The organism is Prevotella amnii CRIS 21A-A (genome assembly GCF_000177355.1).
Classification (GTDB): Bacteria; Bacteroidota; Bacteroidia; order Bacteroidales; family Bacteroidaceae; genus Prevotella; species Prevotella amnii.
Window position 1 is genome coordinate 1 of sequence record NZ_ADFQ01000113.1, and the last position, 13460, is coordinate 13460.

Sequence of the window (13460 nt, forward strand, 5' to 3'; positions counted from 1 at the left end):
TATATGTATTCACATAAAAGGATCATTTGTAGAACATCCGTATAATTACAGAGATTACAATAGTGAAGCATTAATAGTTGATAGAGATAGCTACCAATTTATAATTATTTTATCAGGTAGTGATAACTTGCAAAGCAAAGGTTATGGAGAAACTTGGGAAATAGATAACATTCCTGCATTTGAAGCACCGTACACGCTTAATTATTATTTTGAAAGGCAAGTTCCACCCGATACCATTGTGGTTACAATCTATGACATTCGTGATTTACCTAAGAAAAAAGTTATAAAGGAAATATCTTTTTACAAAGCACAGGAGTAATGTGGCGGAGTAATTATTCCTAAAAATATCTCATTTAAAAAGGATTATTAAGGAAATCCTAAGACTATGTTTAAGCCAAAAGAAGGTGCTAAGTATTGGGAAAATCAACAATGATTATGGAAAAAATTTATTGTAGAATCTGTGGGTATAGATTAGGTTTTGAGCCATGGGGAGATGACGAAAAAACTCCAACCTATGAAATATGTCCTTGTTGTGGTGTTGAGTTTGGTAATGAAGATTGCACAATTAAATCAATTAAGGGGTATAGAGAGAGTTGGATAAAGTCTGGTTGCAAATGGTTTGAACAGAGTAAACGCGCCACAACGTGGTCATGGGAGAACCAGCAAAGACATATCCCCAAAAAGTTTAGATAATTATTTTCGGTAATGCTTCAAATCGGGAGTTATTGTAATAATCATCTGATTATCAATGTACTTTCCAAAAGATAAAGTAGTATGGCAGGGATAGCTTCCCTGCCTCTTGCTATATTTGCACCACAAAACTAAGAGAAAACGAACATACGAGAACGTTTCGGCACTTTATGCTCCAGATTAGGAGTTGAGTTTCAATGTCCGCATTGCCACTCAAACAATATTATCAAAAGTGGTAAAAGTAGTACAGGTAAACAACGCTACCGATACAAAGATTGCCAGAAGCATTTTATTACCGACTACACATACAAAGCCTATCTTCCTAACATTGTTAACTGACCAAAGCGGGATTAGGCAATCACAGCACGATACTAACGTTGGGTGTTATGATTTATCAGCATTCATTCTTGTTTACTCTCAAGGGATTTTGTCTGTTGTACTGCTTGTTGTTGCAGTTTAATAAGAATTTGGGAATAGGTTTCGAGTTTGTTGAGCAGTTGTTGAGCAGTGGCGACAGAATGATAAGTATTGAGGGCTTTCACGGCTTCGTTGTACAGCACGCCTATCTTATGAGTCATGGCAACGATTTCGGAGAGTTTCTCCAAGTAAGGCTCTTTTGCAGGGTCTTGGGTAATGACCTTAAAGGCTTCACCTAAAAGTCTTGCTCGGACAAAATCGCTTTTCGTTTTTGCTCCCGACTTTCGGTAGAGTCTGATAAGCTTCTGCTGGTCTTCGGAATTAGGTATTCTGATGTGCCATCTGTCCCATCGTGGGCAGGTGGCACATCTGCCATCGGGCTTCTTTTGTTTCTGCTTTTTCATTGTTTTCTAATCACGACTTTGGAGTGATTTAATCCCCCTTCGGGGCAAGGGTCTTTGTGGTACAAATGACAATTTGTGGTACAAAGACACACCTTGCTGATGTAGAAAATGGGATTATAAGCCCATGCCGTGTTACTGCATTCATTGAATACAGTAACTCGGCGTAGGCTTGCATTCGAGGAATGCAGTACTTCAGAGTTTCCGCCATCTTTCCACATCATCTTTGTATTGGTCGAGATGTTCTCGAAGCACCTGCTCCACATATCCTGAAACGCTTGCTCCCTGCTCACCGATTTTCCTCACCACGAAGTCCAACTTTCGTTGAGTTTCCTCTGATACATACACGGCTTTGCGGTGGCTGACACGAAAGGGCTGGAGATATTTCCCCTGAAACTCGGATAATTGCTTCCTGTCCCTTGTTTTTCCCATTCGTTGATGATTCTCTTCGGTAGAAGTAGCCCTTTCCGTTGGTGACAACTCTGTTTCTTGATAGGACGGTTGAGAATAGTCCTTGTGACTCTCCTTGTCATTTTGTTCCTCAACTTTAACAGGCTCAAATCTTTTCTTTTCCTCTTCATAATCTACGGGCTGGTCAAAATCGGGCAACTCTTCGGGCTTGCGGAGCTTAACGCCATAATTGCCCATATCTCGAAGGGCTTGTTCCAGACGCTGTTTCCTTTGTTCATCTATTCTTGCCATAATTTCTTGGGTATTGCGTTATAATGTCTTTCAAGCATTGTTTGTATGTCGCTCTGTTTGTAAAGTATCTTCCCTCCGATTTTGTAGAATGGAAGTATTCCTGCATTTCTGTACTCTTGGAGCGTACGTGTGCTGAGCCGTAATTGGCTGCAAACCTCCTCGCCTGTCAGGTAAACCTCTCCGCCCAACATCGGACGGGCTGTAGAACAATAACGCTCCAGTTTCTTCAAAGTACCCTCCATCAACTGTGCAAACATCTGCATTTGAGGGCCTTGCTGTGTAATGATTTCATTCTCTTCCATAGTTCATTCATTGTTTGAGTTCATTCATTGTTTGCATTCAGTAACTCTGCGATGTCGCTCTCCTTGTAATAGCATTTATGCCCAATAATGGAGAAGGGTATTTTACCCGTGTCGCGATAGGATTGCAGGGTGCGTTTGCTGATGCCGAGCCTGCGGCATACGGCTTCATTGTCGAGCCATTCGTCCGTTTCGGGCGGATTGCCGATAAGCTGTTCAATACTGTGGATAAAGTCTGCAAATTCGGAGCAGTGCCGCTCCCACGCTTTGCGGTCGATGATAATGAGTTTCATTTCCTTGATTTTATTTTGATTACTTTATTGTTACTCGGCAAACAAACTGTTATGCAGTCCATTGCCGTACTTATCGAGTGCAAAAGTAAACCCTCGGAAGCACCGCTGCAAGAAATGAGGAAAAGCAGGGAAATAGAGAGAAAACAAGAGAAAAGACCAAAGGAGATCCATCTGCGTTATTGCGGTAATGAGATGAGGTGCCAGCTCTTTCCTTTTATAACATAGCAATTATTCTTTCGACAGTTCGATAGTTCGACAAATCGATATGTAGAACTATCGATAGATAGTTTTATCGATAGATTATTTTGACGATATATAGTTTTGACAACAGATAGTCATGACAACAGATAGTCATGACAACAAATTGTACAAACAACAGATAGTCCGTATTATCGTCAGTCCTATCTGTTGTTGGCTATTACGCCTTGCGTCCAAAGAGCCTGAGTATGCCGTATTCTTGTCGTGCCTATACTCTCTTACGGCAGCCCTGCCCTGCAAGGTTGGGAGAGATGAATACGACCGCACGAATATTGAAAATGGCAATATCAACTTGAAAAGAAAAATCCTGCGGTGGAGATTCCTCTCTCCATCCGCAGGACTGGACCTTGTCAGGGCAGATTGGCTGCCGTTGTACCTTTGCACGATAAGAAACGGCATCAGGGACTTTGCGTGTGCCTTTGCTTACAACGCCTTTGGGCTTACCCCTCCGTCTGACCGATTATTGGCAAATGAGTGCTCTCGAAGAGCAACACTACCGTGCCTGTGAGTTCGGTGTAAAGACGGTCGTATTGCTCGTCAGAAGCAAATGTGTCCGTCAAACCGAACTTGTCGAATGTGGCTTGAATAGCCTTATTCGACAACAAGATGGTTGCGAGTCTTTCAGGAAGCGATGCAGGCAGTTCCCTTTCAAACTCATTTTCCAATACAGATACAAGCGTGTCATACTTGGAAAAATGCAAGCCTTGATACAAAACCTCGCTTGCCATACTTTCCGCTTCGGGGTGAGTGAAACCTTGCGCCACGGCATCGCAGTAAGCTGTGAGAGCCATATCTGCCCGTGCAGTGATAAACTCCGTATCTTGCAATCTCTCGGGGTGATGCTCACCCATATAACTTCTTAATTTCAATCGAAAATAGGAAAGTTCCAGCTTTTTGTTCTCTTTCATTTTTAATTTTATTTAGCGTTGATGTTCAATGATGGTTGCTTTGCGGTCAAAGAACAAGTTACTTGTCCTCCGCTTGGCTGTCTTGGCGGACAGACACGCAAAGCCTTTCGCAGTTCCCTTGTGGTATTGCTACCCATGAGTGGCTGCATCTCACGGGCAATCTTACTCTTGCTAACCTTTGCATAAAGTTCGGTGGTGGAAATGAAACGGTGTCCGAGTATCTTACTGACGGTTTCTATCGGCAAGCCGTTCTCCAAACAGATGGTCGTGGCAAAGGTGTGCCGTGCCGTATGCGAAGTGGCTTCGGTATGAGGTGGGAGGCCTGCCTTGATGATGATGTCCCTTATCTTGCGGTTGAAATGGCTATTCGTGGGGAACTCACGAAAGAGCAAACCCTCCTTTCGTCCGTCACTGACAATGGTGAGTATCTCTTCGGCAATGGGCAACAAAGGAACAATGCTCCTGTTCTGTGTCTTTGTGCGACAGAGCGATATGTACCTGCGCCCATCCCCGAATGTATAAACATCGTCCATTCGGAGTTTCTTCAAGTCTGAGAATGCCAGCCCCGTGAAACAGCCCAAGAGGAAGATGAGCCTGCAATGGTTGTCCACCGAGCGGTGTGGGCGATATGAGAGAAGTTTGTGTAAATCGTCAGAAGTGAGGGCATTGCGCTCGTAGGTGGGCGTTTCAATGTCTATCTGCTCAAAAGGGTCTTCACGGATATATCGCTCTTGCAGTGCTTTTCGGATGACTTGATGCAGGTGGCGCAGACGATTGGAAACAGTGCTTTCCTTGTTTCCCAAGTCCCGCAGCATAAATAGGCGGTAATGTTCTATGAGGTCCTTGTCTGCCTCTTTGGGAAGGGAGTCCCCGTTTCCCCTTGTTTTTAGAAAAAGTGCAAAATTCTTCCTACTGTCCCTGAAAGCCCTGACGGTAGCCTTTCCTATCGTCTTGCCCTGCAATGCCTCCTTGCTTTCACAGACGGATTGGTAAATCTCTATGAGTGTCGGGGTGGGTTTGTTTTGGTGCTGGTACTGCTCTTTCAGGTATTCAGCCGTAATGTAGTTCTCTTCTCTTAACGTGAGTTCATAGAGTGCGTGAAGTCGGTCTTCTATTGAGTTCAGTTGCAGATTGACGGCATTCACTCTGTTTGCCACCACTTTTATGCGCCCTTTCTTTGCTTGCCAATCATCTGGGGAGGTGTACAAACCTGTTGAGAATGAAGAAGACGCACCATTGCAGGTGATACGGCAGCGGATAATGCATTCATTCCTTTCGCTTGTCTTGCTTCTGTCTATATAGAATAGAATTGAAAATGTACTTTTCATTGTTCTTGGACTTTTAGTTGATTAAACGATATTGTGCGATGAGAGGGAGAATCTTCTCCACATCCCGAAAGACACGCTCTGGAGAAGTCTCTGCATACACCTGTGTGGTCTTTATCTGGCTGTGTCCGAGCATTTTCGATACGCTTTCGATGGACACGCCTTCTGAAAGCGTCATCTGCGATGCGAAGGTATGCCTTGCCATGTGATAGGTCAGCGTTTTCTGAATACCGCAAAGCCGTGCTATCTTTTTGAGGTGTATGTTCAACGTGTCACAGCCCGGTATGGGCAGCAGATACCCTTTTGGGGGTTCGTGGCGGAACGCCCTCGTATGAATGCCCTTGTACCGCTCAATGATGGCGGATGCTTCGGGTAATAATGGAATGTGGCATACATTGCCCGTCTTCACTCTCGGCTTGCGTATCCAATCCATATCAGACTCGTGGATGATATGCTCTGCCGTGAGGTGGTACACATCCGTGTAGGAAAGCCCTGTATAGCATGAAAAGAGAAACATATCCCTCGACACCTGCTCGTAGCCTTGCAGTTCGTTATCGGTTAATGCCGCAATCTTGTTTACTTCCTCCCTTGTAATGTATCGGGGTGTTCCAACGTCCCAGCGGATGGAATGGCCGATAAAAGGATAGGAGTCTATAATGTGCCGTTTGTGCAGGTCTTTGAGCAGGGATGCCAGCATAGTAAGATAACCAGCCGAAGTGTTGAGTTTAAACCCCTTTTCTTTGGCAAAATACTCCTCCAAGTCCTTGATAAGGGCTGTATCGGCTTTTTGCACGGGAATATCGTCCACATGGTAGCGGCATCTCAGAAATTCAGACAGATGCTTGCGGAAGAGCAGCAGACATTTCAGTCTTCTTTCGCTGCGATCTATGCCAACTCGCTCACGGAAGCGGTCAATATACTCATCCGCATGATGAAGCAGCCCCTGCGACTCGCTGTTTAACCCGAATACAAGTTCCCTTATCTTCCCTGCCGTGACAGTGTTGTTCAACTTGCCCGAAAGCGATTCATAAACTTGATGGACACTTACTTGCAGTTGGTCAAGTTCCCTGTTCACTGATACGGCTTCGGAACTCTTTCCCACAAGTCGCTGTTTACGACTATCCCAAATTTTTGGCGTACAGGCACATTTGCAACTGAACTGAACCATTGAGCGACCGATACTGATGCGTCCCATGATGGGACTTTTTCCGTTTTTGTCCTGCGTACCTCTCTTGAGGTAGAAAAGCAGCTTGATTTTTTCTTTTTCCATTGTTTTTTTGCTTACAAAATTATACTTCCCAGAGGAACTTAGAGCGATGCAAAACATTGATAATGAAAGAGAAATCACCGTTTTAGTTACCACTTTTAGCTGTTCTTTTCCTTTCATCGTTTCTCGAACGATTTGGTAACTGAACTCTTGCTTTTTCACTCCTTTCTTCGCCTATTTCCTTTGATGCAACTCAATGAGTAAGCAGGCAATATCTCCTCTATTTCAATCAGATACGCATTCTTCTCCTTTTCTTGCTTCCAACTCCTATACTTCCGCATAGAACGAGGCAAGTTCAGGCACTTTAATAAAGGTTCTGAAGCGTTCCTTCTGAATAATCTCATTGGTGATGGAAAACTCATAGTCAGTGGACTTCTTGGCAAAGACCGCAGCCCATGCGTCGAAACTGTTAATGCCCTGCTTCTCCAAGGCTTGCGGGCGCAAGTATTTGAAGAGCAAATATAATTCTGTTAGCGAATTACTGATAGTAGTTCCCGAAAGAAAAGTTGCTCCCAAGTCCTTGCCTGACCGCTCCTGTATGGTGCGAATGGCAAAGAGCATATTGAGCGCACGCTGTGAGCCATCCGGATTGCCCAAGCCCGACACTCTGTCGTGGCGAGTATTGAACATCAGGTTCTTGAATTGGTGGCTTTCATCTACAAAAAGGTGGTCAATACCCATCATCTTAAAGTCCACGGCATCGTCCTTGCGCTCGGCAATGCTGTCTTGAATGTCCTGTAACTTGGCTTCCAAGGTCTGCTTACGTTTTTCTAAGCCTTTGAGCATGGCACGGGAGATGTCCGCTCCCTGCATACGGAGCACTTCAAGATTTTCTTCTACAGAATCTTTTTCTTTCTGCAAAATCGCTTCTTGTATCTCCAATGCTTGCGGTATCATGCCGAACTGCTCATGCGTGAGGATAATGCAGTCCCAATCATTATTCTTGATGTCATTGAAGATGCGTTGGCGATTCTGCTTGCTGAAGTCATTCTTTCCCGGATAGAGTATCTTGGCATTGGGATAAGCCTTGCGAAAAGTGTCGGCAATATCGAATACATTTGCTTTGAGTCCAATAATCATCGGTTTGTTAGCCAATCCCAACCGCTTCATCTCGTAGGCTGCTGTACACATGATAAGCGTCTTACCTGCACCGACCTCGTGGTCGCAGATACCACCTCCATTGGTCTTCAGCATCCACACGGCATCTTTCTGACTCTTATAAAGGTCTTGTATGCCCAATCTTTTAAGGTCGAGGTCGGGAAACGACTGATGCGTACCGTCGAAGTTGGGACGCACAAAGCAGTTAAAAAGGCGGTTGTAACGGTCAGAGAGCTGCTCCTTGAACGTGTCGGGTGTCCGTCCGAGCCAATCTACAAAGCCTTGTCTGATTTCCTCAATCTTGGCATTTGCCATCTGTATGGCATGACCGTCACGAACCTTAATCGTCTTCTCATTACCCTCCGCATCAAGTATGGTCTTGCTTTTGTTAATGTCAGGAATGGTATTGTGAAGTGCGTGCTTCAATAAATTGAGTCCGTCATAGCGTCTAAACTCACCTTGTACAGCATATTTGTGCCAGATATTACCGTTCTTTTGGTCGCAGCCAATGGCATACTCGTCCATATTAGAATGATAACTCACCCTGATGTCCGTCTCGAAGAACTCCGAGGCGAACTTGCCATAGACTTTCGCGGGTATCCAGCGTTCACCGAGGTTGAAATCCAAATCAGCAAAGGGAATGGGCGTGGGAGTGGCGGCACGCAGGGCAGTCAGACTCTGTTTCGCTTCCTCATGCTCCGGATGATCCAAGAGCCACGACTCGATACGCTCCGCCTTTTCAATCACATTGCCAGAAATAAACTTGTCGGCTACCTCATAGCTGTCCTCTTCGGGATTGTAGAAGATGCGTCCTTCCAAAGCAGAAAGCATATCGCTCTCTTCCATATCGGGAAGCAAAGAACTCATATAGTCAAGCTCCACCGTGCCGTATTTGTTGAGTGATGCGCCCAATGCCTCCATCGGGTCTGAAGCTATGGACAGTTCGGAGGTGGAGAAAGCCGTCGGATGGTCGAAAATGTCCGCCTTGATGTACTTGCCGTTCTCGGAGCGTTCCAAGAACAGCATTTCCACTCCGGTGGCATCCATCTTGATGACATCGGTGTTTGTCTTCTGGTTGAAGTACCCCCAACGACCTACATAGCCGTCATAAAGCCGATTGAGTTTCTCACGCTCTTCCTTGTCCTCCGCTTGGTTGTTCGCCTCATAATCATAGAGTCGGTGATAACTCTCCCTAATCTCAATATATGCTTTCAGCCGTGAGAGCTGGGCAAAGGGCAAGTCCATCGGGTTGAAGGTGGGATGCCGTTTCAAGTCAGAGAGAAAACCGACCTGTCCTTTCTGCACGACAATAGAGTCGTCCCTCAGGTGAGAGTCCGGCGAAGAGAGAAAAGGACGCGGTGAAGCGTCAAACTCTTTCTTGACTTCTGCTATGGGCTGTGGCTTACGAGCCTCGGCTTCCTCCATAAAGTCAAAGAGCGAGGGCTCTCTGACGGAGCTTGATGCAGTTTTCTTGTTTCTGCGGGGACTGGTGGGTGTACTTCTTGTCGGTTTAGGTTGCCTGCTCGCAGAAAGCGGTTGGTTATCGCTAACCTTCTTTTGTTGAGCAGCCTCTTTGATTTCATTATTTACACGGGCTACATCTTGTGTCCAAAGACTATACTCTTCTGGGGCAAACAAGAGTTGCTCCGTTGTTTCTGTTTCGATGGTGCTGTCCATAATCGGATGATGGTCTTCATCAAAGAATACCGTCTGTCCGTTCATTTCACGTGGGGCTTCCACGTCCGTGCGAATTTCACGGCTTGCCTGCTCATATTGTCTTTGAAGGGTGATTACGGGGACACCTTCGGGAGCAGGTTCGTTTTCAGGCTCTATTGTTGGAAGTACCTGTGCAGGTTGTGCTTCTTTTTTTGTCTCTGCTTCGTCTCTTGCTTCATCTCCCACTATCTTATTACCTTCTTCGATATTCTCTTGGGGTTGAGTGCCTTCCTGCACGGATCTCTGAACTTCCTGACGGCTTTCATCCTTGCCTTCCTCAATGATAGGTTCTTTGGTGTATTGTTCTCTGACAATCTCTTCCAGTTCCGCAATCTCGTGCAACTTTGTGGGTTTGAAGTATAAGTCCCGCTCAATACCCAAGCCTTTGACCTTTACTTCCTCCATTTCTTTAAGGGACATATACCCAAGTTCCCAGCCGTAGCCCATCGTTACGGCACCAAAACCGATGCGTTCTTTGGGGTCGTATTCCAGCATATAAGCGGTATAGGCTCCCATAGGAAAGAAATAGCGAGCGTATGCCGTGCGGTCGCCAATGAGCTGTTTTTCCGTTGCATAGAGCTTGGGAAGTTGCTTCTTGGTGCTGTCGGGCATCAAATTGTAGGTATTTTCTTCTTCTTTTTCATCTTCCTTGTCCTCTTTCTTTTCCTCCTTATCCTTGATTTCCTGTTCTTGAGGTATTCCTTCCGTTTTTATGTTTTCTTGTACTTTTTGCACCATCTTGTCCATGTGTACCTGCCATTCCTCCTCGGTCATGGGTATGCCGGTTTCATAGAGTTTACGATCGAAACGCTGCTCTACTTCCAAAGAGAGTTGTGTGCGCAGGCTGTCAGCCATATCCTCGATACTGCCGTCAAACGTATATTCCCAAGCAGGCTTACCGTAAGGGTCTGTACCCATTTGTCTGTCTATGGCAATCGTACGGTGGGAAATATCCTTCCATTCGCCCTCGAAGAGGGAGTTATGATTGAACGCAATAGAGAAGCCGTCGCCTTTTGGGACAGAGGCGGTTTGTACAAACTGCTGTTCAATGCCCTCACCAATTTCTTTACCCGACTGCTTTTGCAGGACAATCAGGTCGCTGCCTACATCCGTACCTGCATTCTCGGAGAACATACCCGAAGGCAAACGGATAGCGGAGATAAGTCGGCTGTTCTGCATGAGGTAACGGCGGATGGCTTCATTCTTGGGGCTGTCCAATACGCCCTGCGAGGTAATAAATGCAAGAAGTCCGCCTTCTTTGATAGTGTCCAGCCCTTTCACAAAGAAATAATTGTGAATGGTTCTGGTGGATTCCCGTTTAAGGATGTTCTCTCCCTTGCTATAGCTACGGTCATAGACCATAAAGTCGCCAAAGGGAATGTTGCTGGTGATAAGGTCGTACTTGTCCTTTTCTTCCAGTTCCCCAATGGCTTCAAAGGGTTCTTGGCGGACAATGATATTGCCTTTCCCATAAGGATGAATGGCTTGTGAGATACGGGTAGTGAGCAAATCTTTTTCCATTGCATCGACCATACCAGTCCTTTTAGCAAAAGTCTCGGTAAAGGCTCCCATGCCTGCCGAAGGGTCCAAGCAGCGACGTATGGGTACATCTACAGAAGTAAGCGCATCGGAAATGGCGGCAACGATACGGGTATCGGTATAGAAGGAGGTCAGTACGCTTGCCTTGATGCTCTCCCAGTACCGCTTGGCGGTATTGGCATCGACGGCATCACGGTAAATCATCTGTTTGAGCCTTTGGGTAGGCTCGAAAAGTTGTTGCTCCGATTGGCTCCAATAGCGGAGGTCATCGGGACTGTCACATCGATTCAGCACGCATTTCAAGCCACCGAAGCCCTGATAGCCACGCAATATGCCTTTTTCTGCTTCGGTGGCTTCGCGGTGTTCTTTTTCCAAGCGAAGCACAACACGGATGGCTTCAGTGTTGGCTTCAAGGACGTTTTTCTTATTGTATGCCATAGTTTTTTCTTTTTAATTAAGGAGGAAAAAGGTCGGAAGATCACAGTATATCACCTTCCGACCTGTTCTGTTCCGCTTTGTTTCTATAGAGATTATCTCCCTCGTTGTTTTCCTTTCCTGTTTTCAAATTCAAAAGATGTGGTGTAATCTTCATTAAGGACAAGACGAGCATTGAACTGCTTTCCTGCCTTACTCGTCAAGCCTTTAAGGACAGGCGTACGACCGGAACTTATCAAGTCACGGACATTATTTTCAGAGAGAAGTATGCCGCAGATTTCACGGAAGATGCGGAAATCACAGCTCTCATGTCTGCATTTGGCTACCTTGGCATAGATGCCGACACTCTGCTGTCCGCATTTTGGACAACGGTATACAGGATAGGACTTCTGTTTTGGAGCCAGCGAGAGCAGTTCCTCACAAATGGTGCCAACGTAGGAGTTGATGCCTTGTGAAAACTTATCTGCAGGCATTTTTCCCGCCTCGATGGCAGCAAGGGCAAGTTCCCAACTTCCTGTCATCTCTGTATTGGCAATCTTCTTGTCCTTGACAATCTCATAGACTGCCAAGCCTTTTTCGGTGGGAATGATGGCTTTCTTGTCCCTTCGGATATAGTCACGCAGGATAAGTGTCTCGATGATGTTGGCTCGGGTGGCAGGTGTACCGATGCCGCATTCTGCCATTGCTCTTTTACTTTCTGCATCTGCGACCTCTTTCCCTGCGTTTTGCGTTCTGCGAAATCTGGCTGCACTCGGCATATCCGAACAAGTTCGTTTCTGCTCTCGTTGGCACGGATTTTCCATTGCGGAAAGCAAAGTGGCTTCTGTATAGAGCGGCTTTGGCTTGGTCTTGTACTCGGTAATCTCTGAAGAAAGCAGTGGTAATAGCTCGTTTTCTGTCAAATTGGGCAACACGGACAAGGTCTGTTCTTCATCCTCCTTGCCTTTTTCATCGTTCGTGCCAATTCCTTGCTGCACGGCTTTCCAGCCCAAGGAGATACTTCGGCACGCCTTCCAAATGAAGGTGTTTGTACCGTCGGTCAGTTCCACCTGCATACGCTCCTCCTCTGAATCGGGAGAAAAGGCTTCGATGAAACGATGGACTACCATTTGGTAGATGGTCGTTTCGTCTGCCGATAGTCCTGATGGAGTTTCACCCGTAGGGATGATGGCGTGGTGGTCGGTTACCTTGTCGTTGTCCACCGAGTGGCGATTAAGTGGGAAAGATAATCCTTGTCCTATCTTGCCGAGCAAGGCGGGTACTTCCTCGAAAACATCTTCACTGATGTATCGGCTGCCTGTGCGGGGATAGGTCGTGATTTTCTTCTCATAGAGGCTCTGGGCAATCGAGAGGGTCTTGTCTGCTGAAAAGCCGTGGCGTCTGTTGGCTTCCTTCTGCAAGGCAGTAAGGTCGTACAAGAGTGGTGGCGCGGTATGTGTTACCTTTATTCGCCCATGCTCATCAACTCGTCTTACGACCGATTCCACTGTAAGCTGGCTCTGACTGCGAAGCGTAGCGAGAGCAGTCTGTGCCAATGCTTCATTCTCATAGTCTTTACAGCCAATGGCTTTCAGTGACAAATCCTCTTTTTCTGTGAGAACGGATAATTTCCAAAATGGTACGGAAGAAAAATCACGGTTCTCTATGTACCGACGGCAGACCATAGCAAGTGTTGGGGTTTGTACCCGTCCCAAGGAATAGCCGCCTTTGCGGACGATGGACAATGCACGGCTGGCATTGATGCCCACAAGCCAGTCGGCTTCGCTTCTTGCTTTGGCAGAATGATAGAGATTGTCATACGCAGTTCCTGCCTTGAGATGGGCAAATCCTTCACGGATGGCTTTATCCGTGAGGGAGGAAATCCAAAGTCTGTCAAAAGGTTTGTGGCAGTTCAAATGGTTGTAGATATAGCGGAAGATGAGTTCACCTTCACGCCCGGCATCGGTGGCTACGATGATGCGGTCAGCCTTGTCAAAGCAAACTTGAATAGCTTTGAGCTGCTTGAGTGCTGCGGGGGCTGATGTGTACTCCTTATCCTTGCGCACTTGTCGCACGATAAGTTGGAAAGGATTGGGACGGATGGGCAGGTCTTCAGCCTTATAGGCAGAAAAA

The 13460-nt window shown here is 46.2% G+C and carries 13 protein-coding genes and 1 pseudogene; 5 read left to right on the forward strand and 9 right to left on the reverse strand.

Features of this window, described 5'->3' with window-relative positions; all coding sequences use genetic code 11:
* The 3 genes and pseudogenes from HMPREF9018_RS10275 to HMPREF9018_RS11350 form a co-directional block, all read left to right on the forward strand.
* Positions 1 to 319 (forward strand): annotated as a pseudogene (locus HMPREF9018_RS10275) (hypothetical protein); the annotation flags it as partial.
* Between the two features lie 116 nt (positions 320 to 435).
* Entirely contained in the window at positions 436 to 693 is a 258-nt protein-coding gene (locus tag HMPREF9018_RS10280) for a hypothetical protein (RefSeq protein WP_039864939.1), read from the forward strand.
* Between the two features lie 222 nt (positions 694 to 915).
* Positions 916 to 1029 carry a hypothetical protein gene (locus HMPREF9018_RS11350; RefSeq protein WP_374937263.1) on the forward strand — a complete coding sequence of 38 codons (114 nt, stop codon included), beginning with the start codon at positions 916 to 918 and terminating at the stop codon, positions 1027 to 1029.
* 62 nt (positions 1030 to 1091) lie between these two features.
* On the opposite strand, the gene HMPREF9018_RS10285 is transcribed toward HMPREF9018_RS11350, so the two are convergent.
* From HMPREF9018_RS10285 to HMPREF9018_RS10835, 4 genes are all read right to left on the reverse strand, one after another.
* A complete protein-coding gene (locus HMPREF9018_RS10285; protein WP_008451369.1) occupies positions 1092 to 1511 on the reverse strand; it encodes a plasmid mobilization protein in 420 nt (139 codons plus the stop codon).
* 192 nt (positions 1512 to 1703) lie between these two features.
* Entirely contained in the window at positions 1704 to 2210 is a 507-nt protein-coding gene (locus HMPREF9018_RS10290) for a DUF3408 domain-containing protein (RefSeq protein WP_008451378.1), read from the reverse strand.
* Complete coding sequence (locus HMPREF9018_RS10295) at positions 2198 to 2512, reverse strand: helix-turn-helix domain-containing protein (RefSeq protein WP_008451366.1); 315 nt, start codon at positions 2510 to 2512, stop codon at positions 2198 to 2200. The genes HMPREF9018_RS10290 and HMPREF9018_RS10295 overlap by 13 nt, the downstream gene beginning before the upstream one ends.
* 20 nt (positions 2513 to 2532) lie before the next feature.
* Positions 2533 to 2793: a helix-turn-helix domain-containing protein gene (locus HMPREF9018_RS10835; RefSeq protein WP_231552781.1), complete on the reverse strand. Its 261-nt coding sequence runs from the start codon at positions 2791 to 2793 to the stop codon at positions 2533 to 2535.
* Here HMPREF9018_RS10835 and HMPREF9018_RS11355 point away from each other — a divergent pair.
* Both HMPREF9018_RS11355 and HMPREF9018_RS11160 read left to right on the forward strand, forming a co-directional pair.
* Positions 2680 to 3027, forward strand: coding sequence for a hypothetical protein (locus HMPREF9018_RS11355; protein WP_232724678.1), 348 nt, complete (start codon positions 2680 to 2682; stop codon positions 3025 to 3027). The two genes, HMPREF9018_RS10835 and HMPREF9018_RS11355, sit on opposite strands and share 114 nt — an antisense overlap.
* 345 nt (positions 3028 to 3372) lie before the next feature.
* Positions 3373 to 3516: a hypothetical protein gene (locus tag HMPREF9018_RS11160; protein ID WP_198506735.1), complete on the forward strand. Its 144-nt coding sequence runs from the start codon at positions 3373 to 3375 to the stop codon at positions 3514 to 3516.
* On the opposite strand, the gene HMPREF9018_RS10305 is transcribed toward HMPREF9018_RS11160, so the two are convergent.
* From HMPREF9018_RS10305 to HMPREF9018_RS10325, 5 genes are all read right to left on the reverse strand, one after another.
* On the reverse strand, positions 3501 to 3968 hold the full coding sequence (locus tag HMPREF9018_RS10305) for a DUF1896 domain-containing protein (RefSeq protein ID WP_039864936.1): 468 nt from the start codon (positions 3966 to 3968) through the stop codon (positions 3501 to 3503). The two genes, HMPREF9018_RS11160 and HMPREF9018_RS10305, sit on opposite strands and share 16 nt — an antisense overlap.
* An 8-nt stretch (positions 3969 to 3976) precedes the next feature.
* Entirely contained in the window at positions 3977 to 5296 is a 1320-nt protein-coding gene (locus HMPREF9018_RS10840; RefSeq protein WP_008451375.1) for a site-specific integrase, read from the reverse strand.
* A 13-nt stretch (positions 5297 to 5309) separates the two neighbouring features.
* A complete protein-coding gene (locus HMPREF9018_RS10315) occupies positions 5310 to 6563 on the reverse strand; it encodes a site-specific integrase (protein ID WP_036894238.1) in 1254 nt (417 codons plus the stop codon).
* Between the two features lie 264 nt (positions 6564 to 6827).
* On the reverse strand, positions 6828 to 11351 hold the full coding sequence (locus tag HMPREF9018_RS10320) for a DUF2958 domain-containing protein (RefSeq protein ID WP_008451364.1): 4524 nt from the start codon (positions 11349 to 11351) through the stop codon (positions 6828 to 6830).
* A 92-nt stretch (positions 11352 to 11443) separates the two neighbouring features.
* A partial coding sequence (locus HMPREF9018_RS10325; protein ID WP_008451377.1) for a type IA DNA topoisomerase occupies positions 11444 to 13460 on the reverse strand: 2017 nt, incomplete at its 5' end.

What these genes read in the sequence shown, in the direction of transcription:
- HMPREF9018_RS10280 (WP_039864939.1), top strand. Translation starts at nt 436, where the DNA reads ATGGAAAAAATTTATTGTAGAATCTGTGGGTATAGATTAGGTTTTGAG.
- HMPREF9018_RS10285 (WP_008451369.1), bottom strand. Translation starts at nt 1,511, where the DNA reads ATGAAAAAGCAGAAACAAAAGAAGCCCGATGGCAGATGTGCCACCTGC.
- HMPREF9018_RS10290 (WP_008451378.1), bottom strand. Translation starts at nt 2,210, where the DNA reads ATGGCAAGAATAGATGAACAAAGGAAACAGCGTCTGGAACAAGCCCTT.
- HMPREF9018_RS10295 (WP_008451366.1), bottom strand. Translation starts at nt 2,512, where the DNA reads ATGGAAGAGAATGAAATCATTACACAGCAAGGCCCTCAAATGCAGATG.
- HMPREF9018_RS10305 (WP_039864936.1), bottom strand. Translation starts at nt 3,968, where the DNA reads ATGAAAGAGAACAAAAAGCTGGAACTTTCCTATTTTCGATTGAAATTA.
- HMPREF9018_RS10840 (WP_008451375.1), bottom strand. Translation starts at nt 5,296, where the DNA reads ATGAAAAGTACATTTTCAATTCTATTCTATATAGACAGAAGCAAGACA.
- HMPREF9018_RS10315 (WP_036894238.1), bottom strand. Translation starts at nt 6,563, where the DNA reads ATGGAAAAAGAAAAAATCAAGCTGCTTTTCTACCTCAAGAGAGGTACG.
- HMPREF9018_RS10320 (WP_008451364.1), bottom strand. Translation starts at nt 11,351, where the DNA reads ATGGCATACAATAAGAAAAACGTCCTTGAAGCCAACACTGAAGCCATC.